Raw genomic sequence first — 24,617 nt, 5'->3', positions numbered from 1 at the left:
CGCGCGACCCGGCGTGGCGTGGGGGATCAATCCCGCGTGGGTCGTCGCCTGAACCCGGAAGGACGCGCGCCGCGCCCGCCGATCACTGGAGATGCGGGCCATGACCCGAACCCTTCTGTGCGCCGCCGCCCTGGCGGCTCTCACCCTTCCGGCCGCCGCTCAGGACCCGGCGACCGGCGTCGCGGAGATCATCGTCACCGCCACGCGCCTGCCGGCGGTGGCGCTGGATACGCCCGGCGCCCGCGTCATCGACGAAGACGACATTCAGCGGCGTGGCGCCGTGTTCGCCGCCGATGTTCTGGCCGACGTTCCGGGCCTGTCGGTCTATCGCTCGGGGCCCGGCGGCGTGACCTCGGTGCGCATGCGCGGCGCCGGCCAGGACAAGTCCCTGATCCTGGTGGATGGCGTGCCGCTGAACGACGCGTCCCAGCCTGCGGGCGGTTTCGACTTCGCAGGTCTGGACCTGGGCGATGTGCGGCGCATCGAGGTCCTGTCCGGGCCGCAGTCCTCCCTGTGGGGTTCGGACGCCATCGGCGGCGTGATCGCCTTCACGACGCGGGAGCCGGACGGCCTGGCCGCCGAACTCGAGGCCGGCGCCTACAATACCCGTCGCGGACGGATCTCGGCGGGCGTGGCGGACGCCGACCGCGCCGTGGGCGTCTACGCTTCACGCTTCGAGACGGACGGCGTATCGGCCGCCGACGGCGGCCTGGAGACGGACCCGTCCGAGAACACCACCGTGGGGCTGAATGCGCGCAAGGCGCTCAGCGCCGCCTTCAGCCTCGACGCCCGACTGCGCTGGTCCGACAGCTTCGCCCAGCTGGACGGCTTCGGCCCGGTCGATGACCCGAACGAGGCGGCGGCGACGGAGAATCTGTCGGGCCATGTGCGTCTCAGCGCCGACCGGGTGGCGGGACTTGATCACCAGTTGACGCTGGCTGCGTCACGCATTGATCGCGACAGCCGCGGCGCGTTTCCCGCCGTCTATGGCGGCGACCGGCGGATCGTGCGCTGGCAGGCCATGCGGTCGGACCGGGACGCCCCGCTCGACTACACCTTCGGCCTTGAGCGGGAGGAGGTGGAGGCCGACCTCAACGGCAACCTCGGCGACCAGACCCTGAACGCCGCCTTCGGGGTGGCCCGCTGGGCCGCGAGCGAACGGCTCGCCCTGACCCTGGGGCTGCGCCATGACGACATCAGCGGCGTAGGCGCCGAGACCACGGGGCGGGCCTCGGCCGCCTTTGAGCTGGGCGGCGGCTGGGTTCTATCAGGGGCCTATGGTACGGGCTTCAAGGCGCCCAGCGTGGCGCAGGCCTTGTGCGACTTCTGCTTCGTACTGCCGGGGACGATGATCGCGGCCCTGCGGCCCGAAAGCGCGCGGGGCGGCGAGATCGCCCTGGCCCACGCCTCGCCCGATGGCCGCTGGACGGGCCGGGCCACCCTCTATCGGCTGGAGGTGGAGGATCAGATCGACGGCTTCTTCGATCCAGGGACATTCGAATTCTACTACGTGAACATCGACCGCACGCGTACGAACGGCCTGGAACTGGAGGGTCGTGCGGACCTGGGGCGCGGGCTTGACCTGACGCTGGCCTACGCCTTCACCGACGCCGTGGATGAGGCCACCGGGGTCCCCATCCTGCGCGTGCCCGAGCATGCAGGCTCCGCGACCCTGGCCTGGGCGGGCGAGCGCCTGTCAGGCGCCTTGACGGTGCGGGCCGAGAGCGAAATGCCGGACGCAGCCGGCACGCGCGACGGCTTCGTGGTCGCCAATCTGACGGCGGGCTACGCCTTGACGTCCAGGGTCGACCTGACTCTGCGCGCCGAGAATCTGGGCGATGCGGGTTACCAGCAGCTGCACGGCTTTGGCGAGCCAGGACGCAGCGCCTGGGCGGGGGTCAGGCTGCGCTGGTGACAGTGCGCGGCGTCCAGGCGCGGGCCTGGGCGCCGCCCTCGTCGAGCGCGAAGGCGCGGAAATCCAGGCGCGGCGACGGCGCGAAGGAGGCCGCGATCACCGCGCGCAGCTCCGCCGGCGAGGTGGCCCCCACCAGCACCGCCGAAACGCCCGGCAGCGTCAGGGCGTAGCTGAGGGACGCCGCCAGGGGATCGGCGCCGGCCTCGGCCAGGCCCCGACGAATGCGCGACAGGCGCGGGCCCACATGAGCCAGTTCGGGCGGCAGCACCTGGCGGTCCTGGAACAGCAGGGCGCCGGACAGGGGCGAGCGCAGGTGAACCTCGACGTTCAGCCCGGCCAGCTCGGCGATCACGCCCTGCTGGGCCGCACGCTGGTCGAGCAGGCTGCAACGGGTCTGGACCACGTCGGGCTGGTAGCGGCGAGCGAGGGCGACCGGCTCGTCCTCCACGTCGGCGCAAAAACCGATCTGCCGATAGAGACCTTCGTCCTTGAGGCGCTGGAGCCGGGCCCACAGGGCGCGGCCGTCCGAGCCCATCAGGTCCTCCGGCTCGGCGACCAGAAGGGTCTGGGCGCGCGCGAGGCCCAGCCGCTCGAGCGACCGGCGGGCGCGCGCCTCCAGCCGGTCCAGACCGTCGGCCAGCCGGGTGGTCTTGGTCGCCACCTGGAAGGGACTGGGGAAGGGCCAGGAGCGGCCCAGCATGCGCTCCACCTCGCCGTCCAGGGCCGAGGCGTCGACCAGGTCGAGCCGGGCGTCGGCGGCAGTCTGCAACAGATCGCGGAGAGTCTCCTCCGCTCCGCGCTGGCCTGCAGGCCAGCGGCCGGACGGGCCGAAGCGGCGCGTGGCGATGCCGAGGCGGGCGCGGATCATCGTGCGGCGGCCCTCAGGCGGCCACGGGCCATGCGCGCGGCGGCGCGGGGCAGGACCGCCTCATAGGCGCGCACCAGTTGGGCGACCTCGGCTTCGCCCATCGCCAGGGACGGCACGTGGGCGCCCAGGCAGAAGACGCCCTCATCGAGCAGCAGCTCGGAAACCAGATCGCACGCGGCGGGGTCGCCGGCCAGCACGCTCCAGCAGGGGTCGCCCTCGACAGAGATCAGCTCGGACAGGCCAGCCGTCTGCAGCAGGCGACCGACCTCGGCGGCGATCTCGGCCCCGGCGACGTTCAGCGCCTGGGAAGCATCAGCCTCCAGCGCGCGTTCCAGGGTGGCGCAGGCGGCGGACAGGGCGTGCGGAGAGGCTGAAGCGCCGCCCGCATCGGCCGCGCGCATCAGATCGATCCGGCCCATCAGGGCGGCGGCCGGGTGACCGTTGGCGATGCTGGGACCGAAGACCGTCAGGTCCGGATGAACGCCGTGCAGGCCTCCGGCGCCCGCGCGATGCACGCGCAAGGCCGTGCGGCTCTCCTCGAAGATGAGCGCCGCGCCGAACGCGTCGCAAAGGGCGCGCACCCCGGCCAGAAAGGCGCCGGGCGCGTCCAGCGGCCGGACCACGACGGCGGCCAGGGCGCTAGCATTCTCCGTGAGCCCGCGCTGCACCTGGGCCAGGTCGCCGTCGACCACGCAGGCGTCGTCACAGAAGAAGGCGCCGTCGCGCCCCGTTGTGCGGGCGGCGGCGGTCAGAGCGTCGGCGAGAAGTCCGCCCACACTGGGGCCGAACAGAACGGCCTCGGCATAGGGCACCAGGCTGGACAGGCGTTCGGCCGCCTCGGCTTCGCAGTGCCGGGCCGGCTCGGCGGCGGCGGTCTCGACGGCCAGTTCGCCCCAGCCCAGCAGCACCGCCCCGTCGGCGTTGCAGAGATCCAGAAAGGGCCGGCCGCGTTCGTCCCGCAGCCGCGCGCCCTGACCCGACCGCGCCAGGCATGCGCGCGCGTAGGTTTCCGCAGCGGACCACCGCCGCCGCGACGGGGGCGGACTGAGCAGGGTCAGGGGTCGCGTCTGGGCGCGCGCCATCATGGTCTCCAGCCAGGGTCCATGACTAATGGCGTGGAAACCTTAAGGGACGCTGAGCGAAACCCTTATGGGAACTTAAGAAGCCGGGGCGTCGGCGTCGGGCTGGCGGTCGGGGTGGGCGGCTGCGAAGGCCGGGTGATCGGCGGCGCGGGCCTCGATGGCGGTCAGGTTGGTCCAGCCGCTCATGTCCACGCCGAAGCGGCGCGCCGAATAGATCTGCGGGATAAGATAACAATCCGCCAGGGTGGGGGTGTCCCCGAAGCACCAGTCGCCGCCGTGCCGGCGGGCCATGGGCGCGAAGATGTTGAAGGCCTGCTCGATCCAGCCCTGCGCCCACCGATTGACCCCGTCCTCGTCGGCGCCAAGGGCGCGCACCGCCTTGAGGACCCGCAGGTTGTTAAGGGGCTGAACATCGCAACCGATGACGGCGCACATGGCGCGCACCGTGGCCCGGTCTCGGGGCGATCGTGGCAGCAGCGGCGGCTGGGGATGCGTCTCCTCCAGCCACTCGAGGATCGCCGGGCTCTGCACCAGAACCTGTCCGTCATCCAGCTCAAGCGCGGGCACCAGGGCCTGCCCGGACAGGCCGCGGTAGGTCTCGGCCGACTGCTCGCCCTTGCGCAGGTCCACCGGCTGCTGATCGTAGGCGAGGCCCTTCAGATTGAGCGCGATGCGGGTGCGATAGCTGGCGCCCGAGCGCCAATAGCCGTGCAGGATCATCAGACCACCCTGAAACGAAGCGGCGAAAGGCCGTCGCACAGCGCCTCGACCTTATCGCCACGCACCAGCGGACCCACGCCCTCCGGCGTGCCGGTGAAGATCAGGTCGCCGGGCGCGAGACGCCACAGTTTCGAAGCCTGGGCCACCACCTCTGCAGGCGACCAGATCATGTCGGCGAGGTCGCCCTCCTGGCGCAGCGTCCCGCCCACGCGGAGGCGCAGACGCCCCCGCGGTTGATCCAGCTTGAGCCTGGGTGTGACGGCGCTGATCGGTCCAGAGAAGTCGAATCCCTTGGCCGCGTCCCAGGGACGACCGCTGGCCTTGGCCTCAGCCTGGAGGTCGCGGCGGGTCAGATCGACACCGACGGCCCAGCCGAAGATGGCCGCGTCCGCCTGCTCGGGCGTGAAGTTCGAGCCGCCGTGCGCGAGGGCCACGACCAGCTCCACCTCGTGATGCAGGTCCGCTGTGGCGGAGGGATAGGGAATCTCACCGCCGCCCGGCGCTAGGCCGTCCGCCGGTTTGGAGAAGAAGAACGGCGCCTCGCGGCCGTCTCCGCCCATCTCGCGCGCATGGGCGGCGTAGTTGCGGCCCACGCAGAAGACCCGCCGCACCGGAAAGACCGCGTCCTCCTCCACGATCGGCAGGACGACGGACTCGGGACGCGGGACAGCATAGGCGATCATGGCGCCGGTCTTACGCCCCGAGGGCGCAAAGGCCAAATCCGATGAGGGAGATCAGCCGCGCAGGTTCTCGGCGGCGCGCTCGGCGCCCTGCTCGACGGCGTCTCCGGCGCTGGCGACGGCCTCGCTGGCCTCGACCCGCGCCTCGCCGGCGGCTTCGGCCGCGGCTTCGTCAGCCTCGGCGGAGGCGCCGCGAATGGTCGACCAGGCGCTGGAGATCCAGCCGTCGATGACGGCGCCGCCTTCGGCCACGGACCGCTCCTTGATCGCCAGACCCAGGGTCACGGCCCCGAACAGCGCCAGCAGCACCACCAGAATCCCCACCAGTCCGCCGCCGCCGCCCCGGCGCGAGCTGCGCGCCCACACCGGGCCGCCCGAGCCGTGATGTCCGTCGTCCATGATGCGTCCCCTCGCAATCAAATACCTGTGTAGTCGCGGTCCAGTCTTCGCCCGAATTAGAGACGAAGCTTGGCCGTGGAGGCCGCGTCCAGAAGCGACCGTCCGTGTCCAGCTTAACAGTCAGGCCGGAACCGGCCCAGCTTTTCCAGCGTTCTCCCCCTCGGGGCGAACACAGGCACACGAGGATCAACCGATATGAAACGCACTCTTATCGCCATCGCCGGCTTCGGTCTGATGGCTTCCGCCTGCTCGAGCTATGGCGGTCCGTCCGACAACGTCGTGCGCAACGCCGCCGGCGGCGCGGCCCTGGGCGCCGTCGCGGGCGCCATCGTCGGCAATAACGTGGGCGACGGCGACGCCGGCCGCGGCGCGGCCATCGGCGCGGCCATCGGCGGCGTTGCGGGCGCGATCCGCGGCTCGCAGCAGGACCGGGCCAACCAGTCCCGCTACTGGGACGCCAACGCCCGCGCGTACTACTATTGCTACCCGCAAGGCGACTGCTACTGGGAGAACGGCACGCGCCGCAACTAAGGCGGGCGTAGTCGACTGACGGGGCGGTCTTCCGACGCGGAGGGCCGCCCTCGTCATGTTTGGAGGGGTGGGAAATGAAGTGGGCAGTACTTCTTGGCGTGGCGCTCGCCGTGGGCGGGTGCGCGGAGACGCGGCGGATCCTGAGCCGCGCGGACCTGGTGCGCGAGCCCATGGCCTGCGCCGACCGGGTCGTGCCGGTCTATTTCGCCGACAGTCAGGCCGCGCTGACGCCGCCGGCGCGGCAGGCGCTGCTGACGGCGGCGCGTGAGCTGAAAGCGTGCCCCGTGACGGCGGTGGAGATCATCGGCCTCGCCTCGGCGCGCGGCGGGCCCGAGGCCAATCTGCGCCTGTCGGAAGCCCGGGGGGCTCAGGTGGCGCAGCTGTTGACGCGCGAGGGGCTGCCCCAGGCGCAGGTGATGGCCGCGGGCGAGGCCGGATCGGTCAATCCGGACGGAACGGAGGAGCCGGTGCGGCGCCGCGCCGAGGTGCTGCTGCGCGTGGCGCGTCCGGCCTGACGAAAGCGAGAGAAGCCCAAAAAAGAGGGCGGCCCGCCTAGGCGGGCCGCCCTTTATCTCCCTGTCAAAAAAGGCGGCGACCCGGGGGGAAACGGGTCGCCGCCTCGCTTGACAATCGGCGGGGGCGGCAGGTCGAGGATATCGACCTAGTCGGGGGGGCGTCGCCGCCACCGCACACAGAAAACACCGATCAAAAAGGTCGGTTCCCGCCGCCGGAGAAAAAAAGTGCGTGGCCCAGCCGGGTCCCGGCGGGAGCCGTTTCGGCGCCGTCCAGAAGGGTCTGTCTCGCCCTGCGGCGCGCCGACCGGCGGAACAGCCAAGGCAGGCGGGCGTTCTTGGGTCAGACCTCAACGACAGGAGCCGCCATGTCCACGGAGCCGCCCCGCCCAGACGCCGCCGACCCCCACGCTCACGCCCAGCACGGCGTGGACACCGGTCAGCCGATCGAGGCGCAGTACGCCCGCCAGGGCCGCAAAGGCCTGCGCATGCCCCTGGTGCTGGGCGTCTCGTTCGCGCTGGTGGTCCTGGTCCTGATCGGCATGTGGGCCCTGAGCAGCCCCGGCTTCAACGCCACCGAGCCGGACAACGCCCGCCAGACGATCGACGCCGTTCAGGCGAGCTGAGGCCGGCTATCCCGTCCCTGTCAGAGATGGGCGGGGGACAACCCGCAGGGTAGTGGAGGGGTCGGCCGTCGCACACCCTTCCGTCTGCTCGCCACGAGGCTCGCAGCCACCTCCCCGTCGCTGAGGCGACAGGGAGGAGACAGGTTCAGGCTAGGCCGCGTGGCGGTCCCGGGCCGGGTGGAAGAACAGGGCCTGACCGATGGCCGCCTTCACCGTTTCCGGCTGGAAGGGCTTGGTGATCAGGAAGGTGGGCTCAGGCCGCTCGCCCGTAAGCAGGCGCTCGGGGAAGGCGGTGATGAAGATCACCGGCACGTCGAACTGCTTGAGGATGTCCTTGACCGCGTCGATGCCCGAGGAGCCGTCCGCCAGCTGGATGTCGGCCAGCACCAGGCCTGGCCGCTGGTCGCCGGCCAGCTTGACCGCCTCGTCGTGGGTGGCGGCGACGCCGGTGATGCGGTGGCCGAGCTCGCGCACCAGAGCCTCAATGTCGGCGGCGATGACCGGCTCGTCCTCGATGATGAGAACCTCGGTGGCCAGTTCGGCGTCGATCTCGGCCTGGGCGGCGGCGATGAGCTGCTCCACCTCGGAGACGTCGGTGTCCAGGATCTGGGCCGCCTCGGAGGGGGTGAAGCCCTCAAGCGAAGTCAGCAGGAAGGCCTGGCGCGAGCGCGGCGCGATCTTGAGCAGGCGGCGCGAGGCGTCGCCGAAGCTTTCCAGCGACTGATCCGAGGATTCGAGATTGGCGCCGGTGGTGCACCAGATGGCGTGGAAGACGTGATAGAGGGCCACGCGCGGAGTCATGCTCTCGGAGAGCTGGCGCTCTCCGGCGGCCAGGGCCTCGAGCGCCACGCGCACGTAATTGTCGCCCGTGGATTGATCGCCGGTCAGCGCGCGGGCGTAGCGGCGGACATAAGGCAGGTGCGGCGCAAGTCTGGCCAGTAGGCTCATAGGCGGTAGATCCCCGACAAATTCGAACAAGGCGGCCCTGGAGGGGCGTCCTCTCATTCGCCCAACGCGTTACCCGCAAGCCGGGTTCCCATGCGGGCGAGAAAGCTTGACCATTTTTTCCGCAGGAGGGAACCAGACCCTGCAAGCGCCGTTAATGCGGCATCGGTGGGGGGTCTCGCCGGGGGAAACAGCGTCTGATCATGACTGAAAAAACTTCGCCGAAGCCGGGCGACCGCACCTCAGAGAAGGACGCCGCCGGGCTTGAGGAGGCGCGTCTGCGCCAGCAAGCCATCGGCATCAAGCTGAGGCACATGTTCGACACGGTGGTCAACGAGCCGGTGCCGGACGAATTTCTCGAAATTCTGAAACGCGCCGACGAGAAGCGCCGATGAGGGCTTCCGAACGCAGCGCGGGAGACGATGAGGCGTTCAAGAAGGAGTTGGTGGGACTGATCCCGCACCTTCGCGCCTTCGCCCGCACCCTGACCGGCGATCCCACCGCCGCCGACGACCTGGCCCAGGACGCCATGGTCAAGGCCTGGGACGCGCGCGCCAGCTATCAGATGGGCACCAACATGAAGGCCTGGACCTTCATGATCCTGCGCAACCAGTTCTATTCGGACCGGCGCCGGTCCTGGCGCCAGTCGCAGCTGGACCAGGAGGCGGCCGAGCGCACCCTGGTGGCCGTGGACGATCCCGAAAGCCCCGTGGCCCTGGATGAGCTGCGCCTGGCGCTGAACGGCCTGCCGGCCGAGCAGCGCGAAGCGCTGATCCTGGTGGGCGCCGGCGGCTTCGCCTACGAGGAGGCGGCCGAAATCTGCGGCTGCGCCGTGGGTACGGTGAAGAGCCGCGTCAGCCGGGCGCGCCGCGCCCTGCAGGGCGCGCTTGAGCGCGGCGATTACGAACGCGACGGCCAGGCCGCGGGCGACGCCATGGGCTCGATCCTGGCCCAGGCGGACCGGCTGAGCGGCGCCGGCTAGGATCGTGCGCGCCCTTCGCAGCCGCCTGCGCATGCCGCGGTTCGAGGGCATCCGCTTCCGCATGGGTGTGGCCCTGGCCCTGGCCATGGCGCCCCTGCTGCTGCTTAGCATCGTCCAGTCCCAGGCCGCCTTTCGCCGCGAGGCCCATGACCGCCGCGCCGACCTGACGACGGCGGCGCGCCTGAGCGCGGCCACGGCCCAGGCGCGCATTGAGAGCGCCTCGGTCCTGCTCGAAACGCTGCAGCCCGATACGGTGGGTCTGAACTGCGTGCCCCGCCTGCGCGCCCTTCGTGAGCGGCTGGAGGGCTACGAGACCCTGGCCCGCTTCAGCGCCACGGGCCGCGTCACCTGCGCCGCCAGCAGCCTTGAGGTGGTGCGGGCGGTCACGGGCGACGGCTGGTTCGAGCGCCTGCGCGCCGGCGAGCCCATGGTGGTGCGGCCCAGCGGGCTTAGCCTGTCGGCGGGACCCGGTGTCCTGGTGGCCCAGCGGGTGGAGCAGCCGCGTGGGCGTTTCAACGGCGCCGTCGTCGCCGTGCTGTCGGCTGACGCCCTGGCGCCCCGGCCCTATCGCGGTCACGGGGATCTTGGCCCGGCCGAGGTGGCGCTGGTGGACGACGGCGGGCGTATGCTGGCCACCACCAATATCGAAGCCTTCGCCGGGGCTCCGGCGGGCTGGACGGCGCGCGCCGCCGCCGAGGGCTCGGTGGTCATGGTCGAGCGCGACGCGAGTGGCGAGCGGGTCGTTCTGGCGGGCGCGCCCATCGGCTCGACGCGCACCTTCGTCCTGCTCAGCCAGCCGGACCCCGGCTGGCTCAACTGGGCGCGCCTGAACGCCCTGGTGGTGCTGTTCCTGCCGTTGCTGGCCTGGGTACTGGCGCTGGGCGCGACCCTGGTGGTGTCCGAGCGGCTGATCATCCGCTGGCTGGCCTATCTGGAGCGGGTGGCCGGCATCTACGCCAAGGGCAAATTCAACGTGAGGCCCGTCCAGGCCCGCTATGCGCCCGCCGAAATCCGGACCCTGGCCTGGACGCTGGATCAGATGGGCGATGCCATCGAGAGCCGCGACCACCGCCTGCGCGACTCCCTGGAGGAGAAGGACGCGCTGATGCGCGAAATCCACCACCGGGTGAAGAACAACCTGCAGGTCATTTCGTCCCTGCTGAACATGCAGCAGCGGGCCCTGACCGACCCGGCCGCCCGTAGCGCCGTCAACGACACGCGCCAGCGCATCTCGGCCCTGGCTCTGATCTACCGGGCCCTCTACCAGTCGGAGGAGCTGCGCCACGTGGACGTGCGCCAGTTCCTCGAGGACCTGACGGCCCAGATGATCGCCACCGAGCAGACGCGGGGCGCCGTCGTGCGCACCGAACTGTCGGCAGACACGCTGGTCATCGACCCCGACAAGCTGGCCCCCCTGGCCCTGTGGACGGTGGAGGCCATATCCAACGCCCAGAAGCACGCCTTCGCCGGGCGCGGCGGCTCGCTGTGGGTGACCTTCCGCGTCATGGGCGAGGAAAGCGTCCTGACAGTGCGCGACGACGGCCCCGGCGCCGATCCCGAGGCCGTGGGCCAGGGGGTGGGGCGCACCCTGATGACGGCCTTCGCCCGCCAGTTGCGCGGCGCCACCGAGATCGAGCAGTTGCCGGAGGGCGGGACCCTGACCACCCTGCGCTTCCCGACGCCGGAGGCGGCCGGAACCCGCCCCTAGCGTAGGCGTTGTCTTGGCCGACAAGGCCAAAGGAGATTCCCATGCGTAAGATCGTCGTGCTTCTCGCCGCCGCCGCCGCCCTGACCGTCGGCGCCTGCAACACCATCGCCGGCGCCGGCCGTGACGTGGAGGCCGCCGGTGAAGCGGTCACCGACACCGCCAACGACGCCCGCAACTGATTTCAGACGGGATCGGATGCGAAAGGCCCCGGGGACGCTCCGGGGCCTTTTTGCCGCCTGGTCAGGCGATCATCACCGTGCCGAGCAGCAGGCGCGCGCCGGAGCGGCCGAGCGTGCGGTCGGTGGCGGCCTGAAGTTCGCGTGAGAGCCGCTCCACATCGGGCGGGAAGCCGGGCCGGACCGAGGGCGCGAAGCGGCGCAGCACCTCGCTATAGGCCGCCGTCAGGCGCGGCGCGGACTGGGCGGCGCGGGCGCGCAAGGCCTCGGGCGGGCAGTCGACCCCCGCCTCGACCGTCATGACGCCCATGCGGCCGTCGCCGCGCCGGACGCTGGCGGTGATGGTGTTCAGCCGCGTGTAGCTGGGCGGGGCCGAGCCGCCCCCGCTGGGGCCGCCGGCATGGGCCGACCCGGCCGCGGCCAGGGGCGCCAGGACGGCGGTGGTCAGGCCTAGGGTGAGGGCGTCGCGGCGGCGCATGGCCCAGCCTTGCCTCCGCCCTGGTTGACGTGCGGTTTACGCCGCTCCGGAGTGGGGCGCGGCTTCCGCCATGGGCCGCAGGCCCAGGTCGGCGAAGAGGGCGGCGTCCTCGTCGCGCTCCGGGTTGTCGGTGGTCAGCAGGCGCCCGCCCACGAAGATGGAGTTGGCGCCGGCGATGAAGCACAGGGCCTGGGTCTCGCGGCTCATGGCCTCGCGGCCGGCCGACAGGCGCACGACCGCCTTGGGGCACACCAGCCGCGCCACGGCGACGGTGCGCACGAACTCGATGGGATCGATCTGGCCGCGCGCCAGAACCTCGTCGCCCAGCGGCGTGCCGGGCACCGGCACCAGGGCGTTGACCGGCAGGCTGTCCGGGTGCTCGGGCAGGGTGGCCAGGGCGTGCAGCAGCCCGGCGCGGGCGCGGCGCGTCTCGCCCATGCCGACGATTCCGCCGCAACAGGTGTTGAGGCCGGCGGCGCGGACCGCCTCCAGCGTATCCAGCCGTTCCTGATAGGTGCGGGTGGAGATGACGCGAGCGTAGTCGTCGGGCGCGGTGTCGAGGTTGTGGTTGTAGTAGTCCAGCCCGGCCGCCTTCAGCCTTTGGGCCTGGTCACCGGTCAGCATGCCCAGGGTGGCGCAGGTCTCCATGCCCATGGCCTTGACCCCCGAGATCATGGCCTCGAGCGCGGCCATGTCGCGTTCCTTCGGCTCGCGCCACGCCGCCCCCATGCAGAAGCGCTGAGCCCCGCCGGCCCGGGCGTCGGCGGCGGCCTTGAGCACCGCCTCGACCTCCATGAGCTTCTCGGCCTTCAGCCCCGTCCTGTGATGGGCTGACTGGCTGCAATAGCCGCAGTCCTCGGCGCAGCCGCCCGTCTTGATGGAGAGCAGCTGGGATAGCTGGACCTCGGCCGGATCGAACCAGCGACGGTGTACGGCCTGGGCCCGGAAGATCAGCTCGGGGAACGGCAGGTTGAACAGGGCCAGCACCTGGTCCAGCGTCCAGTCGTGGCGCGGCTGGGCGGGGTCGCGGGCGCCGTCGGGCGTATCGGCTGGGGCGGGGGCGGGCGTCATGTCCATGGGCCGATGCATAGCGGCAAGCGCGGCGACAGGCGAGAGCGGGGCGGGGTTCGCCAACGTGTCACATGGCGGGGCCGGCGAAATGACGGGAAGCTGAGGGCCGTAGGTTACGATCGTTCGTCGGGAGGGCGATCATGCGTCAAGCGGCGGCGGCCCTGGTCGCCCTAACCCTGGCCTGCGCGGCCGGAGCGGCGGCGGCGACGCCTGCGCCGACCCTCTATGAGGTGACGCCCGAGCCCGGGGCCCTCAGGGTGTCGATCCTGATCGAGGGCGACCGCGACGGCGAGACCGAGCTGATGCTGCCCAACCGCTGGTCGGGGGCCGAGGGCCTGTGGCGCGCGGTCGAGGAATTCCGCGTCGAGGGCGCCGAGGTGGCGCGCGAGGCGGGGCCGTTCCGCACCCTCAATCACGCGCCCGGCGCCGCGCTGCGCGTGACCTATCGCGTGCGCCAGGCCTTTGAGGGCCCGGCGCGGCCGGGCCCGGAGCGGCCGTTTCGCCCGGTGATCAACGAAACCGGCTTCACCGCCGTGGGCTGGACCGTGCTGGCGGTGGTGGCCGACCGCGCCGACCAGCCCGCCGTGTTCCGCTGGGGCGAGGCGCCCGAGGGCTGGACCCTGGCCTCGGACCTGGATCACCGGCCGCAGGTCGAGGGCGTCGCCCTGATGGACAGCGTGCTGATCGGCGGGGCGGACGTGACGGTGGCCGAGCGCCAGGCGGCGGGCGGGCGGATCCGCGTGGCCGCCCACGCGGCCGATTGGCGGTTCGCGCCGGACGAGCTGACCGCCGTGCTGGGCCCCGTGGCCGAGGCCTCGGCCCGCTTCTGGGGCGACGAGGGCGAGTCCTTCTTCGTGGCCCTGACGCCCCTGGACGCCCCGACCGCCAAGGTGCAGTTCGGGGTCGGGCTGGGCGACGGTTTCTCCCTGTGGGTGACGCCCAACATGACGGCGGCCGAGCTGCGCCACATCCTGGCGCACGAACACCAGCACGCCTGGCTGCCGGACCGGGTGGGGGGGCTGAGGCGCGGGCCGGACGAGGCGCTGGACTACTGGTTCTCCGAAGGCTTCACCGAGCTCTACACCCTGCGGATGCTGGTGCGGGCGGGCCTGATGAGCCCCGAGGACTTCGCCGAGGACCTGAACCGCTCGCTCAGCCGCTACGCCCTGTCGCCGGCCAGGAACGCCCCGGCCCAGCAGGCGGCGCGGGCCTTCTGGGGCGATCCGGCGGCGGCCGACCTGCCCTACCAGCGGGGCCTGGTGCTGGCCCTGGCCTGGGATGCGCGGCTGAAGGCGCGCACGGGCGGGCGCAAGGGGCTGGACGACGTGATCCTGGCCATGCGCGAGGGCCGCGGCACGGCGCCGGAGCGGCTGCGCGCCGCCTATCGCCGGGCAGGGGGCGGCGACCTGCGCGGCGACATCCGGCGGCATGTGGAGGCGGGCGAGGACCTGGCCCTGCCGGCTGACCTGTTCGGGCCCTGCGGCCGGATCGAGACCTCGAGGGCCGAGGCCGCCGACGGCCGCGCCGTCCAGGTGCAGCAGCTGGTCCTGGGCGAGGGGGCGGGTTCGGACGCCTGCCGCGCGGCGCTGGCCGGGATATAAGGATATCCTTATATGCGCGGTTGCCGGGCTGGGGCGCGAGGTCTATAGAGCCGCGATCCCGCCCTGCCCCTCAAGGACGCGCCCCTCATGACCGACTACATCGTCAAGGACATCTCCCTGGCCGACTACGGCAAGAAGGAGATCGCCATCGCCGAGACCGAGATGCCCGGCCTGATGGCCCTGCGCGCCGAGTACGGCAAGGCGCAGCCCCTGAAGGGCGCGCGCATCGCCGGCAGCCTGCACATGACCATCCAGACGGCGGTGCTGATCCAGACGCTGGAGGCCTTGGGCGCCGAGGTGCGCTGGGCGTCGTGCAACATCTTCTCGACCCAGGACCACGCCGCGGCGGCCATCGCGGCCAACGGCACGCCGGTCTTCGCGGTCAAGGGCGAGACGCTCTACGAGTACTGGGAGTACGCCCATAAGATCTTCGAATGGGCCGACGGCGGCTACCCGAACCTGATCCTGGACGACGGCGGCGACGCCACCCTGCTGACGGTGCTGGGCCCCAAGGCCGAGCAGGACCCGACGGTCCTGGACAGCCCGCAGAACGAGGAGGAGGAAGCCCTCTTCGCGGTGATGAAGCGCTACCTGGCCGACAAGCCGGGCTTCTATTCGGCCATCCGGCAGGCCTGCACGGGCGTCTCGGAGGAGACCACCACGGGCGTGCATCGCCTGTATCAGATGGCCGAGCGCGGCGAACTGCCCTTCCCGGCCATCAACGTCAACGACAGCGTCACCAAGTCCAAGTTCGACAACCTGTACGGCTGCCGGGAATCCCTGGTCGACGCCATCCGCCGCGGCACCGACGTCATGCTGTCGGGCAAGGTGGCGGTGGTGTGCGGTTACGGCGACGTGGGCAAGGGCTCGGCCGCCAGCCTGCGCCAGGGCGGCGCCCGCGTGAAGGTCACCGAGATCGACCCCATCTGCGCCCTGCAGGCCGCCATGGAAGGCTACGAGGTCGTCACGCTGGAGGACGCCGCCGCCGAGGCCGACATCTTCGTCACCGCCACGGGCAACAAGGACGTCATCACCGTCGAGCACATGCGGGCGATGAAGAACAACGCCATCGTGTGCAACATCGGCCACTTCGACTCAGAGATTCAGGTCGCGGGTCTGAAGAACTTCAAGTGGGACGAGATCAAGCCCCAGGTGGACCACGTGGAGTTCCCGGACGGCAAGAAGATCATCCTGCTGTCCAAGGGCCGGCTGGTGAACCTGGGCAACGCCACGGGCCACCCGTCCTTCGTCATGTCGGCCTCGTTCACGAACCAGACCCTGGCCCAGATCGAGCTGTGGACCAACGGCAAGGCCTACGAAAACAAAGTCTACACCCTGCCCAAGCATCTGGACGAAAAGGTCGCCGCCCTGCACCTGGAGAAGCTGGGCGCCAAGCTGACCAAGCTGAAGCCGGACCAGGCCGCCTATATCAACGTGCCGGCCGAAGGCCCCTTCAAGCCCGAGCACTACCGGTACTGACCCGTCCGCGGCCGCCGGCGCGAGCTTGCGCGGCGGCCGCGAATGGCCTTCTATTCCAAGCCTATGACCGGGAGGGGAGGCCTGGATGCGAAGCGGGTTGATGACGGCCGCCGTGGCGGCGCTTGTGACGGTGGGATCCCTTGCGGCGCAGCCCGCCCTGGCGCAGTCCGGCGGCGTGAGCGGCCGGGTGTCCGGCGTGGCCCAGCGCATGCTGAACGACATGATGTGGCGCGAGGCCAACCGGCCCATCGGCCAGGGCCACACCTACTTCCACGGCGAGGTCGGTTCTCTGAATGACGACCAGACGCGGGAGTCGCGGGTCATCGGCGGCTGGGGCGGGACCGTCACCGTGGCGGGCTTCTGCGACGACGTCTGCCGCGACCTGGACCTGGAGATCCTCGACAGCCAGGGCGATGTGGTGGCCTCGGACGTGCGCATCGACACGACCCCGGTGGTGACGTTCACCAGCCTGGCCAGCGAAACCTACCAGCTGCGAGTGCGCATGTACGACTGCCCGGCGGGCGCCACCTGCTACTACGCCGTGGGCGCCTATTACGCCTCCGCGGCCAGCAAGTAGATCGGCTAGGCGAAGCGGCCAGCTCTGGGCCGGCGATCGCCGTCTGATTGTCAGGGAGAAGGTGGAGACTGGACAGCGACCCGAAGGGGAGCTCGTTGCGGCTGCTTCCTTCCGGACCTGACCGAGTTGGCGAGGCCTTCGCCCGCGCCAGTCTCCACGCACAATATCGGCCGCCGCGAGGGCGGAATCAAGGCCGGCGCCGCGACAGGGCCCACAGCAGCGCGACGTTTATGAGGATGAAGGCCACGGCCAGGGCCGCCACCAGCCACACGGCCCCCTCTTCGCCCCACAGACGCTGGACCGGGTCCTGGCCGAGGAAGAAGGCGGCCAACAGGACGATGTCGCTGAGAAGGGCGGCGATCAGCACCTGATTGCGCGACATGGGCGGTTCACTCCCTTGCGAAGGCGGCGCGCCTGTCCCAGAGGGAGGCGCGGGAGAACGGTCATGCCGCTGGACGCCTTCGTCAACACCTTCGCGGGCGGAACGCTCGACCGGGGCGGCGACGCCCGGAATGAACCCGCCTGGGTCGAGGCGCGGCTGGCGGACCCCTCGGCCCTGGCGGCGGTGCTGTGGGAAGGCCGTGCGATGATCGCGGGCGAAGCGCTGGCGCGGGTTCCGCTGGCCATGGCGCTGGCCGCGGCCGGCGACCGCTGGGCCTTTCTGGGTTTTGAGGGCGAGAGGCCCCTGTTCGCCGTGGAGCTGGAGGGGCCTGCCGATCCGGCCGAGGGGCCCTTTGCGGGGCGGGGCGGCTTTACCGACATGCGCTCGGCCGCGGCCCTGCTGCCGGGCGAGGAGGCCGCCGTGGCGGGCCTGGCCAAGAGCCTGTTCGACTGGAGGCGGCGTCACGGCTTCTGCTCGGCCTGCGGCCAGGAGAGCCGGAACGCCTGCGCCGGATGGAAGCGGGTCTGCCCCGCCTGCCGGACCGAGCATTTTCCGCGTGTGGACCCGGTGGCCATCATGCTGCCCGTGCAGGGCGAGCGCTGCCTGCTGGGCCGCCAGCACGGTTGGCCCGAGGGCCGCATGTCGGCCCTGGCCGGCTTCATCGAGCCGGGCGAATCCATCGAGGAGGGCTGCGCCCGCGAGCTGCTTGAGGAGGCGGGCCTGAGGGCGCGGCGCGTGATCTATCACTCCAGCCAGCCCTGGCCGTTTCCCTCATCCCTGATGATCGGCCTGATCGCCCAGGTGGAGCCGGGCGAGGCGGCGCCGGACGAGGCGGAGCTGGAGGAGGTGCAGTGGTTCACGCGCGAGGAGGCGCGGGCCGTGGTGCGCGGCGAGCATCCGCAGATCAAGGCGCCGCCGCCCTTCGCCATCGCCGCCCAGCTGCTGAAGGCCTGGGCGGAAGACGGGTTCGGCGACTGACCTTCAGGTCGACCGGATCAGGCGCGGGGATAGTTGAGGATCGGCGACAGCCAGCGTTCCGCCGTGGCCAGGTCCCAGCCCTTGCGCCGGGCGTAATCCTCGACCTGATCGCGGTCGATCTTGCCGACGCCGAAATAGTGGCTTTCCGGATGCGCGAAGTAGAGGCCTGAGACCGAGGCCGGCGGGGTCATGGCGAAGCTTTCCGTAAGCGCCATGCCGGCGTTCCTTCCCGCGTCGAGCAGCCGGAACAGGGTGGCCTTCTCCGTATGGTCGGGCTGGGCCGGATAGCCGGGCGCAGGGCGGATGCCCTCGTAGGTCTCGGCGATGAGCTCCTCAATGGTGGCGGCCTCGTCGGGAGCGTGGCCCCACAGCTGGGTGCGCACTTCCTTGTGCAGCCGTTCGGCGAAGGCCTCGGCCAGACGGTCGGCGAGCGCGGTGGCCAGGATGGCGGAATAGTCGTCGCCCTTCGCCCTGAACTCGGCCGCCTTTTCCAGCTCGCCGTGGCCGGCGGTGACGGCGAAGGCGCCCAGCCAGTCCTCGCCGTCCTCGGCCACGAAATCGGACAGGCACAGGTTCGGCTTGCCGTTCGACTTGGCGATCTGCTGGCGCAGGCCGTGGAAGCGGGCCAGCTCGGACGTGCGCGTCTCGTCGGCCCAGACCACGACGTCGTCGCCGCGGGCGTTGGCGGGCCAGAAGCCGGCGACGCCGCGCGCGGTGAACCAGCGCTCGTCGATGATCCGCTTCAGCATGGCCTGCGCGTCCTTGAACAGGTCGCGCGCCGCCTGGCCCACCACCTCGTCCTCAAGGATCAGGGGGTAGCGGCCGATCAGCTCCCAGCTGGCGAAGAAGGGCGTCCAGTCGATGTGGTCGGCCAGGTCGCCCAGGTCCCAGGCGTCAAACGCCTTCACCCCCAAGAAGGACGGCCGGGGCGGCAGGGCGTTGTTCGAGGGCCGGAAGCGGTTGGCCCGCGCCCGGTCGAGGCTGAAGCGCGCCTTGACCTCCTGGCCCCGGGCATATTGCTCGCGGATGCGGGCGTACTCTTCGCGCGTGGCGGCCTCGTTGGACGCCCGGTCGGCGGGCGACAGCAGGCCCGCGACCACGCCCACGGCGCGGCTGGCGTCGATGACGTAGGTGGTCGAGCCCCGCCGGTAGGCCGGTTCGATCTTGACCGCCGTGTGCGTCCGGCTGGTGGTGGCCCCGCCGATCAGCAGCGGGATGTCGAAGCCGCGGCGCTCCATCTCGGAGGCCACGAAGACCATCTCGTCCAGGCTGGGCGTGATCAGGCCCGACAGGCCGACGATGTCGACCTTGTGCTCGATGGCGGCGTCCAGGATGCGGTCCGCCGGGACCATGACGCCCAGGTCGATGACCTCGTAGTTGTTACATTGCAGGACCACGCCGACGATGTTCTTGCCGATGTCGTGGACGTCGCCCTTGACCGTCGCCATCAGGATGCGGCCGGCCTGCTCGCGCGGCCCCCCTTTAGCTTCCTGGCCGGCCTTTTCGGCCTCCATGTAGGGCTCGAGCCAGGCGACGGCCTGCTTCATCACCCGCGCCGACTTCACCACCTGGGGCAGGAACATCTTGCCCGCGCCGAACAGGTCGCCGACCACGTTCATCCCGTCCATCAGCGCGCCTTCGATGACGTGCAGCGGCCGCTCGGCCTGAAGCCGCGCCTCCTCCGTGTCCTGCTCGATCCAGTCGGTGATCCCGTGGACCAGGGCGTGCTCGATCCGCTTGCCGACCGGCGCGTCGCGCCACTTCAGGTCGACCACCTGGGCCTGACCCTTCTCGCCCTTGTAGCGCGGGGCCATGTCGACCAGCCGCTCGGTGTTCGAGACATTGGTCCGCTGCGGCCGGTTGAGGATCACGTCTTCGACGGCCTCGCGCAGCTCCGGGTCGAGATCGTCATAGATCGGCAGGTCGCCGGCGTTGACGATGCCCATGTCCATCCCCGCCTGGATGGCGTGATAGAGGAACACCGAGTGGATCGCCCGGCGCACCGGCTCGTTGCCGCGGAAGCTGAACGAGACGTTCGAGACGCCGCCGGACACCCGCGCATAGGGCAGGGTCTGCTTGATGACCCGCGTGGCCTCGATGAAGTCCACGGCGTAGTTGTCATGCTCCTCGATCCCCGTCGCCACGGCGAAGATGTTGGGATCGAAGATGATGTCCTCGGGCGGGAAGCCGATCTCGTCCACCAGCAGGCGGTAGGCCCGGGTGCAGATCTCGATCTTGCGCGCCGCCGTGTCGGCCTGGCCCTGCTCGTCAAAGGCCATGACCACGACCGCCGCCCCGTAGCGCAGGCACTTGACCGCCTGTTCGCGGAACTCGGCCTCGCCGGCCTTGAGGCTGATGGAATTGACGATCGGCTTGCCCTGGACGCATTTCAGCCCGGCCTCGATCACCTCCCATTTGGAGGAGTCGATCATCACCGGCACGCGGGCGATGTCCGGCTCGGCCGCCATCAGGTTGAGGAAGGTCGTCATGGCCTTGGGCCCGTCGAGCAGGCCCTCATCCATGTTGATGTCGATGATGGCCGCGCCCGCCTCGACCTGCTGGCGCGCGACCGACAGGGCGGCGGGGTAATCGCCCTCGACGATCAGCTTGCGGAATCTGGCCGAGCCGGTGACGTTGGTGCGTTCGCCGACGTTGATGAAGGTGGGACGCAACTCAGGCTACCAGTTCAAACGGTTCGAGGCCGCTCAACCGCATGGCCACCGGGCGCTCCGGAATCTGGCGCGGCTGAACGCCCGCGACCTCCTCGGCCACGTGGCGGATGTGATCCGGCGTCGTGCCGCAGCAGCCGCCGACGATGTTGACGAGGCCCGACCTGGCCCACTCCTCGAGGAAGTGCGCCGTCTCGTGCGGCTGCTCGTCGTACTGGCCCATGGCGTTGGGCAGGCCGGCGTTCGGATAGGCCGCGACCAGGGTGTCGGCCACGCGGCTGAGCTCGGCGATGAAGGGCCGCATCAGGTCGGCGCCCAGGGCGCAGTTGAAGCCGACGGCGAACGGCTTGGCGTGGCGCACGCTGTTCCAGAAGGCCTCGGCCGTCTGGCCCGACAGGGTCCGGCCCGAGCGGTCGGTGATCGTCCCCGAGATCCAGATCGGCAGCGGCTCGTAGCCCTCGTCCTCGAGGTCCTTGATGGCCTTGATGGCGGCCTTGCAGTTGAGGGTGTCGGTGATGGTCTCGATGAGGAACAGGTGCACCCTGCCCTCGTGCAGGGCCCGCACCTGCTGGCGGTAGGCCTCATAGACCTGGTCGAAGGTGACCAGCCGCGCGCCCGGATCGTTCACGTCCGAGGACATGGACAGCATCTTGTTCAGCGGCCCGATCGAACCGGCGGCGAAGCGGGGCTTGTGCGGCTCCTTCTCCGTCCAGCGGTCGGCCGCGGCGCGGGCGAGCCTGGCGCCCTCCAGGTTGATGTCCCGGACCGCCTGGGCGTCGAGGCCGTAGTCCTCCTGGGCGATTGTCGTGGCCGAGAAGGTGTTGGTCTCGGAGATGTCGGCGCCGGCGGCGAAATAGGCGTCGTGCAGTTCGGCCACGATGTCCGGCCGGGTCAGGCACAGGATGTCGTTGTTGCCCTTCATCTGGCCGTTGTGGGCCGCGAAGCGCTCGCCCCGGTAGTCGGCCTCGGTCAGACCCTTGCCCTGGATCATGACGCCCCAGGCGCCGTCCAGCACCAGGATGCGCTCGCGGGCGGCGGCGTGGAGCTGCCGGATGCGATCGGCCCGGCTCATTCCGCCGACGCCTTGAGGGGCTGGCGCACGCCCAGCATGCGGCAGATGGCGTAGACCAGCTCGGCCCGGTTCAGGGTGTAGAAGTGGAACGCGCTGAAGCCCTCCTCCTCGAGGCGGGCCGACATTTCGCAGGCCACCGAGGCCGCCAGCAGCCGCCGGATGTCGGGGTCGTCGTCGAGGCCCTCGAACAGGCTGGCGAGCCAGGCCGGGAGCGCGGTCTGGCAGCCGGCCGCCATGCGCTTCAGCCCCTGATAGTTGCTGACCGGCATGATCCCCGGGACGATCGGAATGGTCACGCCCGCCGCGCGCACCCGGTCGTGGAAGCGCAGGAAGGCGTCGATATCGAAGAAGAACTGGGTGATCGCCCGCGTGGCGCCGGCGTCGATCTTGGCCTTCAGGACATCGATGTCGTGATCGATGGAGGGGCTCTCGGGGTGCTTCTCGGGATAGACGCCGACGCTGATCTCGAAGGGCGCGATGCGGGCCGCGGCCTCGGTCAGCTCGGTGGCGTTGGCGTAGGATCCCGGCCCGGGCGCATAGGCCCCGCCCAGGCTGGCGCCGCCGGGCGGGTCGCCGCGCAGGCAGACCAGATGGCGAACGCCCGCCTCCCAGTAGTCGCGCAGGACCTCGTCCACCTGCTCGCGGCTGGCGTCGACGCAGGTGACGTGGGCGGCGGGCGTCAGGCCCGTCTCGCCCAGGATGCGCTGGATGGTGCGGTGGGTGCGCTCGCGCGTGGAGCCGCCGGCGCCGTAGGTGACCGAGACGAAACTGGGATTCAGCGGCTCCAGCTTGCGCAGGGAATTCCACAGGACGCCCTCGGCGGCCTCGTCCCTGGGCGGAAAGAACTCGAAGGAGACCGCGACCGATCTCTGCCGTCCGGCGGCGCGGGCGACGGGGCCTACGGCGTCATGGAGTGGAAGGGTGATCATGCGAGGTTGCCCGGCCAAACTCGGCGTCGCCGCCCGCCAAGCGGCGTACGGATCCGACGTGAGGCCGCACCTTAAGCCAAGCAGACCAAAGCGTCCATTGGGATATAAAGAAGTCCTTATATGTTTGCGCGGCCCGCTCTATGGGGCGGCTGACCTTCAAAGACCCGACGCCGCCTGTATGATCACGCCCGCCGTCGCCCCGGACGGGGCGCGTCGGAACCTTCCTCGAAGGAAACGTTCGGAAACGCGGCTTCAGTGGATTGGCGGCGCGGCTCTGCTAAGGGCAGTCCCCCCAAGGAGGATCGCGAAATGTGCGGCATCATCGGCATCGTCGGGACCAGCGACGTGGGCCCGCGCCTGCTTGAAAGCCTGCGCCGGCTGGAATACCGCGGCTATGACTCCGCCGGGATCGCCGGCGTAACGTCCTCAGGGCTGGCGCGCCGCCGCGCGCCGGGCAAGATCCGCGCGCTGGAAGAGGTCGACGCCGCTGATCCGCTGAAGGCGGCGGTCGGGATCGGCCACACCCGCTGGGCCACGCACGGCCCGCCGACGGAGGCCAACGCCCACCCTCACCGCGCCGGCCGCGTCATGCTGGTGCACAACGGCATCATCGAGAACTACGCCGAGCTGAAGGCCGAACTGGCCGCGCGCGGCCGCGCCTTTGAGAGCGACACCGACACCGAGGTGGTCGCCGCCCTGCTGGACGAGACCCTGGAGACCGAAGCCGATCCGGTGAAGGCCTTTCAGTCGGTCGTCGGCCGCCTGCACGGCGCCTATTCGCTGGCGGTGCTGGTGGACGGCCATCCGGACCTGATGCTGGGGGCGCGCCGCGGCAGTCCGCTGGTGGTCGGCTGGGGCGACGGGGAGATGTTCCTCGGCTCGGACGCCCTGGCGGTTGGCCCCTTCACCCAGCGCATCACCTATCTCGAGGACGGCGACAGCGTCGTCATCGACCACGCCTCGGCCCGCATCTTCGATGAGGCGAACCGCCCGGTCGAACGGCCCATGGTCACGGTGCCGGCCTCGGCCGCCCTGGTCGAGAAGGGCAACTACCGTCACTTCATGGAGAAGGAGATCCACGAGCAGCCCGAGAGCTGTCAGAGGACCCTTTCGGCCTTCGCCAATCCCGTGAGCGGGCAAACCACCGTGCCGGGCGGCCTGAACTTCGCCGAGGTGGAGCGCATCCAGATCATCGCCTGCGGCACCGCCTTCTACGCGGGCGAGATCGGCCGCTACGCCTTCGAGAAGCTGGCCGGCCTGCCCTGCGACGTGGAGGTGGCCTCAGAGTTCCGCTACCGCCAGCCGGCCCTGACCAAGGGAACGCTGGCCCTGGCCGTGTCCCAGTCGGGCGAAACCGCGGACACCCTGGCGGGCCTGACCTGGTGCAAGGCGCAGGGTTTCAAGACGGCCTGCCTGGTCAACGTCCATACCTCGTCCATGGCCCGCGAGGCTGAGATCGTGTGGCCCACCTGGGCCGGGCCGGAGATCGGCGTGGCCTCGACCAAGGCGTTTACGGCGCAGGTGTCGGCCCTGCTGGCCCTGGCCGTGGCGGCCGCCCGGCAACGTGGCCGCATCGACGCCGCGGAAGAGACGCGTCTGGTCGCCCGCCTGTTCGAGGCGCCGGGCCTGATCGCCCAGGCCGTGGCCGACCACAGCGAAGCCATGACCGCCGTCGCCCACGACCTGGCCGGCGCCCGCGACGTGCTGTTCCTGGGCCGGGGCGCCATGTTCCCCCTGGCCATGGAAGGGGCGCTGAAGCTGAAGGAGATCAGCTATATCCACGCCGAGGGCTACGCCGCCGGCGAGCTGAAGCACGGTCCCATCGCCCTGATCGACGAGGCCACGCCCGTGGTCGTGCTGGCTCCGCCGGACGAGGTGTTCGAAAAGACCGTCTCGAACGTGCAGGAGGTGGCCGCGCGCGGCGCCGAGGTGATCCTGATCACGTCCCAAGACGCCAAGGTTCCCCACGCGCCGGGTCTGCGCCGCATCGTCGCGCCGGACTGCGATCCCTTCATCGCCCCGCTGGTCTATGCGGTGCCGGTGCAGCTGCTGGCCTATCTGACCGCGGTGCAGAAGGGTACCGATGTGGATCAGCCGCGCAACCTGGCCAAGTCGGTGACGGTGGAATAAGGCGCCGCCCGTCCGGGCGATAACCGGCCTGAGCTAAGGGCCTATGCTCTCATCGATCCGTGAGCCGGTCGCGCTTGGCCGGCCGCCGATCCGTGGGTTTTCACCGG

Annotated in this window: 25 protein-coding genes and 1 other RNA gene; 13 read left to right on the top strand and 13 right to left on the bottom strand. The window is 70.7% G+C overall.

All coding sequences use genetic code 11. From position 1 onward, the window contains the following. The first annotated feature begins 100 nt into the window (after positions 1-100). Positions 101-1,915: a TonB-dependent receptor plug domain-containing protein gene (locus Q0812_RS06360; protein ID WP_302109476.1), complete on the top strand. Its 1,815-nt coding sequence runs from the start codon at positions 101-103 to the stop codon at positions 1,913-1,915. On the opposite strand, the gene Q0812_RS06355 is transcribed toward Q0812_RS06360, so the two are convergent. The 5 genes from Q0812_RS06355 to Q0812_RS06335 form a co-directional block, all read right to left on the bottom strand. Next, positions 1,899-2,783, bottom strand: coding sequence for an aldo/keto reductase (locus tag Q0812_RS06355; RefSeq protein WP_302109475.1), 885 nt, complete (start codon positions 2,781-2,783; stop codon positions 1,899-1,901). The two genes, Q0812_RS06360 and Q0812_RS06355, sit on opposite strands and share 17 nt — an antisense overlap. Further along, positions 2,780-3,865 (bottom strand): aminotransferase class III-fold pyridoxal phosphate-dependent enzyme, encoded by a 1,086-nt coding sequence (locus tag Q0812_RS06350; RefSeq protein ID WP_302109474.1) that lies wholly within the window; start codon positions 3,863-3,865, stop codon positions 2,780-2,782. Before Q0812_RS06350 ends, Q0812_RS06355 begins: the two co-directional genes overlap by 4 nt. 75 nt (positions 3,866-3,940) lie before the next feature. Next, positions 3,941-4,585, bottom strand: coding sequence for a maleylacetoacetate isomerase (gene maiA, locus Q0812_RS06345; RefSeq protein WP_302109473.1), 645 nt, complete (start codon positions 4,583-4,585; stop codon positions 3,941-3,943). Then, positions 4,585-5,268 (bottom strand): fumarylacetoacetate hydrolase family protein, encoded by a 684-nt coding sequence (locus tag Q0812_RS06340; protein WP_302109472.1) that lies wholly within the window; start codon positions 5,266-5,268, stop codon positions 4,585-4,587. The genes maiA and Q0812_RS06340 overlap by 1 nt, the downstream gene beginning before the upstream one ends. A 51-nt stretch (positions 5,269-5,319) precedes the next feature. Next, entirely contained in the window at positions 5,320-5,664 is a 345-nt protein-coding gene (locus Q0812_RS06335) for a hypothetical protein (protein ID WP_302109471.1), read from the bottom strand. Between the two features lie 195 nt (positions 5,665-5,859). Here Q0812_RS06335 and Q0812_RS06330 point away from each other — a divergent pair, with 195 nt between their 5' ends. The 3 genes from Q0812_RS06330 (at position 5,860) to Q0812_RS06320 (ending at position 7,333) form a co-directional block, all read left to right on the top strand. Further along, complete coding sequence (locus Q0812_RS06330; protein WP_302109470.1) at positions 5,860-6,195, top strand: YMGG-like glycine zipper-containing protein; 336 nt, start codon at positions 5,860-5,862, stop codon at positions 6,193-6,195. Between the two features lie 74 nt (positions 6,196-6,269). After that, on the top strand, positions 6,270-6,710 hold the full coding sequence (locus tag Q0812_RS06325) for an OmpA family protein (RefSeq protein ID WP_302109469.1): 441 nt from the start codon (positions 6,270-6,272) through the stop codon (positions 6,708-6,710). A gap of 365 nt (positions 6,711-7,075) precedes the next feature. Further along, positions 7,076-7,333, top strand: a complete 258-nt coding sequence (locus tag Q0812_RS06320; RefSeq protein ID WP_302109468.1) for a hypothetical protein — start codon at positions 7,076-7,078, stop codon at positions 7,331-7,333. Between the two features lie 150 nt (positions 7,334-7,483). On the opposite strand, the gene phyR is transcribed toward Q0812_RS06320, so the two are convergent. After that, on the bottom strand, positions 7,484-8,281 hold the full coding sequence (phyR, locus tag Q0812_RS06315; protein WP_302109467.1) for an anti-anti sigma factor/receiver protein PhyR: 798 nt from the start codon (positions 8,279-8,281) through the stop codon (positions 7,484-7,486). Between the two features lie 200 nt (positions 8,282-8,481). Here phyR and nepR point away from each other — a divergent pair, with 200 nt between their 5' ends. The 4 genes from nepR to Q0812_RS06295 are packed head-to-tail and all read left to right on the top strand — an operon-like array spanning position 8,482 to position 11,147. Continuing rightward, complete coding sequence (gene nepR, locus Q0812_RS06310) at positions 8,482-8,673, top strand: anti-sigma T factor NepR (RefSeq protein ID WP_302109466.1); 192 nt, start codon at positions 8,482-8,484, stop codon at positions 8,671-8,673. Then, entirely contained in the window at positions 8,670-9,260 is a 591-nt protein-coding gene (locus tag Q0812_RS06305; RefSeq protein WP_302109465.1) for a sigma-70 family RNA polymerase sigma factor, read from the top strand. Before nepR ends, Q0812_RS06305 begins: the two co-directional genes overlap by 4 nt. 4 nt (positions 9,261-9,264) lie before the next feature. Beyond that, on the top strand, positions 9,265-10,968 hold the full coding sequence (gene phyK / locus Q0812_RS06300) for a sensor histidine kinase PhyK (RefSeq protein ID WP_302109464.1): 1,704 nt from the start codon (positions 9,265-9,267) through the stop codon (positions 10,966-10,968). 41 nt (positions 10,969-11,009) lie between these two features. Further along, the gene (locus tag Q0812_RS06295) at positions 11,010-11,147 is read left to right on the top strand and encodes an entericidin A/B family lipoprotein (RefSeq protein WP_302109463.1); all 138 of its coding nucleotides are present in this window, start codon (positions 11,010-11,012) and stop codon (positions 11,145-11,147) included. 61 nt (positions 11,148-11,208) lie between these two features. Here Q0812_RS06295 and Q0812_RS06290 read toward each other — a convergent pair whose 3' ends face one another. Together Q0812_RS06290 and bioB are read right to left on the bottom strand one after the other, a co-directional pair. Beyond that, the gene (locus Q0812_RS06290; RefSeq protein ID WP_302109462.1) at positions 11,209-11,622 is read right to left on the bottom strand and encodes a Tat pathway signal protein; all 414 of its coding nucleotides are present in this window, start codon (positions 11,620-11,622) and stop codon (positions 11,209-11,211) included. Between the two features lie 36 nt (positions 11,623-11,658). Then, a complete protein-coding gene (bioB, locus tag Q0812_RS06285) occupies positions 11,659-12,693 on the bottom strand; it encodes a biotin synthase BioB (protein WP_302109659.1) in 1,035 nt (344 codons plus the stop codon). Between the two features lie 140 nt (positions 12,694-12,833). On the opposite strand from bioB, the gene Q0812_RS06280 reads away from it, so the two are divergent. From Q0812_RS06280 to Q0812_RS06270, 3 genes are all read left to right on the top strand, one after another. Beyond that, positions 12,834-14,294 (top strand): M61 family metallopeptidase, encoded by a 1,461-nt coding sequence (locus Q0812_RS06280; protein WP_302109461.1) that lies wholly within the window; start codon positions 12,834-12,836, stop codon positions 14,292-14,294. Positions 14,295-14,381: 87 nt separating this feature from the next. Further along, positions 14,382-15,773 carry an adenosylhomocysteinase gene (ahcY, locus tag Q0812_RS06275; protein ID WP_302109460.1) on the top strand — a complete coding sequence of 464 codons (1,392 nt, stop codon included), beginning with the start codon at positions 14,382-14,384 and terminating at the stop codon, positions 15,771-15,773. A gap of 100 nt (positions 15,774-15,873) precedes the next feature. Next, the gene (locus Q0812_RS06270) at positions 15,874-16,350 is read left to right on the top strand and encodes a hypothetical protein (protein ID WP_302109459.1); all 477 of its coding nucleotides are present in this window, start codon (positions 15,874-15,876) and stop codon (positions 16,348-16,350) included. A 59-nt stretch (positions 16,351-16,409) separates the two neighbouring features. Here Q0812_RS06270 and ffs read toward each other — a convergent pair. Continuing rightward, an RNA gene (gene ffs, locus Q0812_RS06265) (signal recognition particle sRNA small type) lies at positions 16,410-16,507 on the bottom strand. Between the two features lie 30 nt (positions 16,508-16,537). Next, complete coding sequence (locus Q0812_RS06260) at positions 16,538-16,732, bottom strand: hypothetical protein (protein ID WP_302109458.1); 195 nt, start codon at positions 16,730-16,732, stop codon at positions 16,538-16,540. 63 nt (positions 16,733-16,795) lie between these two features. Between Q0812_RS06260 and nudC the strand changes: the two genes are divergently transcribed. Next, positions 16,796-17,710: an NAD(+) diphosphatase gene (nudC, locus tag Q0812_RS06255; RefSeq protein ID WP_302109457.1), complete on the top strand. Its 915-nt coding sequence runs from the start codon at positions 16,796-16,798 to the stop codon at positions 17,708-17,710. 17 nt (positions 17,711-17,727) lie between these two features. Here nudC and metH read toward each other — a convergent pair whose 3' ends face one another. From metH to metF, 3 genes are read right to left on the bottom strand one after another with little or no spacing between them, the layout of a single operon-like run. Further along, positions 17,728-20,382: a methionine synthase gene (metH, locus tag Q0812_RS06250; RefSeq protein WP_302109456.1), complete on the bottom strand. Its 2,655-nt coding sequence runs from the start codon at positions 20,380-20,382 to the stop codon at positions 17,728-17,730. A 1-nt stretch (position 20,383) separates the two neighbouring features. Then, the gene (locus Q0812_RS06245) at positions 20,384-21,451 is read right to left on the bottom strand and encodes a homocysteine S-methyltransferase family protein (RefSeq protein ID WP_302109455.1); all 1,068 of its coding nucleotides are present in this window, start codon (positions 21,449-21,451) and stop codon (positions 20,384-20,386) included. Beyond that, positions 21,448-22,380, bottom strand: coding sequence for a methylenetetrahydrofolate reductase [NAD(P)H] (metF, locus tag Q0812_RS06240; RefSeq protein ID WP_302109454.1), 933 nt, complete (start codon positions 22,378-22,380; stop codon positions 21,448-21,450). Before metF ends, Q0812_RS06245 begins: the two co-directional genes overlap by 4 nt. 309 nt (positions 22,381-22,689) lie before the next feature. On the opposite strand from metF, the gene glmS reads away from it, so the two are divergent. Next, positions 22,690-24,510 (top strand): glutamine--fructose-6-phosphate transaminase (isomerizing), encoded by a 1,821-nt coding sequence (gene glmS, locus Q0812_RS06235; RefSeq protein WP_302109453.1) that lies wholly within the window; start codon positions 22,690-22,692, stop codon positions 24,508-24,510. The last annotated feature ends 107 nt before the right edge of the window (positions 24,511-24,617 follow it).

Source organism: Peiella sedimenti (assembly GCF_030504955.1).
Classification (GTDB): Bacteria; Pseudomonadota; Alphaproteobacteria; order Caulobacterales; family Caulobacteraceae; genus Brevundimonas; species Brevundimonas sedimenti.
The sequence above is the reverse complement of the archived record's forward strand: the minus strand, read 5'-3'. Positions and strand labels throughout refer to the sequence as shown.

What these genes read in the sequence shown, in the direction of transcription:
- Q0812_RS06260 (WP_302109458.1), bottom strand. Translation starts at nt 16,732, where the DNA reads ATGTCGCGCAATCAGGTGCTGATCGCCGCCCTTCTCAGCGACATCGTC.
- Q0812_RS06335 (WP_302109471.1), bottom strand. Translation starts at nt 5,664, where the DNA reads ATGGACGACGGACATCACGGCTCGGGCGGCCCGGTGTGGGCGCGCAGC.
- metF (WP_302109454.1), bottom strand. Translation starts at nt 22,380, where the DNA reads ATGATCACCCTTCCACTCCATGACGCCGTAGGCCCCGTCGCCCGCGCC.
- nudC (WP_302109457.1), top strand. Translation starts at nt 16,796, where the DNA reads ATGCCGCTGGACGCCTTCGTCAACACCTTCGCGGGCGGAACGCTCGAC.
- Q0812_RS06270 (WP_302109459.1), top strand. Translation starts at nt 15,874, where the DNA reads ATGACGGCCGCCGTGGCGGCGCTTGTGACGGTGGGATCCCTTGCGGCG.
- Q0812_RS06320 (WP_302109468.1), top strand. Translation starts at nt 7,076, where the DNA reads ATGTCCACGGAGCCGCCCCGCCCAGACGCCGCCGACCCCCACGCTCAC.
- Q0812_RS06245 (WP_302109455.1), bottom strand. Translation starts at nt 21,451, where the DNA reads ATGAGCCGGGCCGATCGCATCCGGCAGCTCCACGCCGCCGCCCGCGAG.
- nepR (WP_302109466.1), top strand. Translation starts at nt 8,482, where the DNA reads ATGACTGAAAAAACTTCGCCGAAGCCGGGCGACCGCACCTCAGAGAAG.
- maiA (WP_302109473.1), bottom strand. Translation starts at nt 4,585, where the DNA reads ATGATCCTGCACGGCTATTGGCGCTCGGGCGCCAGCTATCGCACCCGC.
- Q0812_RS06290 (WP_302109462.1), bottom strand. Translation starts at nt 11,622, where the DNA reads ATGCGCCGCCGCGACGCCCTCACCCTAGGCCTGACCACCGCCGTCCTG.
- Q0812_RS06355 (WP_302109475.1), bottom strand. Translation starts at nt 2,783, where the DNA reads ATGATCCGCGCCCGCCTCGGCATCGCCACGCGCCGCTTCGGCCCGTCC.
- bioB (WP_302109659.1), bottom strand. Translation starts at nt 12,693, where the DNA reads ATGACGCCCGCCCCCGCCCCAGCCGATACGCCCGACGGCGCCCGCGAC.
- glmS (WP_302109453.1), top strand. Translation starts at nt 22,690, where the DNA reads ATGTGCGGCATCATCGGCATCGTCGGGACCAGCGACGTGGGCCCGCGC.
- Q0812_RS06280 (WP_302109461.1), top strand. Translation starts at nt 12,834, where the DNA reads ATGCGTCAAGCGGCGGCGGCCCTGGTCGCCCTAACCCTGGCCTGCGCG.
- Q0812_RS06330 (WP_302109470.1), top strand. Translation starts at nt 5,860, where the DNA reads ATGAAACGCACTCTTATCGCCATCGCCGGCTTCGGTCTGATGGCTTCC.
- ahcY (WP_302109460.1), top strand. Translation starts at nt 14,382, where the DNA reads ATGACCGACTACATCGTCAAGGACATCTCCCTGGCCGACTACGGCAAG.
- Q0812_RS06360 (WP_302109476.1), top strand. Translation starts at nt 101, where the DNA reads ATGACCCGAACCCTTCTGTGCGCCGCCGCCCTGGCGGCTCTCACCCTT.
- phyR (WP_302109467.1), bottom strand. Translation starts at nt 8,281, where the DNA reads ATGAGCCTACTGGCCAGACTTGCGCCGCACCTGCCTTATGTCCGCCGC.
- Q0812_RS06295 (WP_302109463.1), top strand. Translation starts at nt 11,010, where the DNA reads ATGCGTAAGATCGTCGTGCTTCTCGCCGCCGCCGCCGCCCTGACCGTC.
- Q0812_RS06350 (WP_302109474.1), bottom strand. Translation starts at nt 3,865, where the DNA reads ATGGCGCGCGCCCAGACGCGACCCCTGACCCTGCTCAGTCCGCCCCCG.
- Q0812_RS06340 (WP_302109472.1), bottom strand. Translation starts at nt 5,268, where the DNA reads ATGATCGCCTATGCTGTCCCGCGTCCCGAGTCCGTCGTCCTGCCGATC.
- Q0812_RS06325 (WP_302109469.1), top strand. Translation starts at nt 6,270, where the DNA reads ATGAAGTGGGCAGTACTTCTTGGCGTGGCGCTCGCCGTGGGCGGGTGC.
- Q0812_RS06305 (WP_302109465.1), top strand. Translation starts at nt 8,670, where the DNA reads ATGAGGGCTTCCGAACGCAGCGCGGGAGACGATGAGGCGTTCAAGAAG.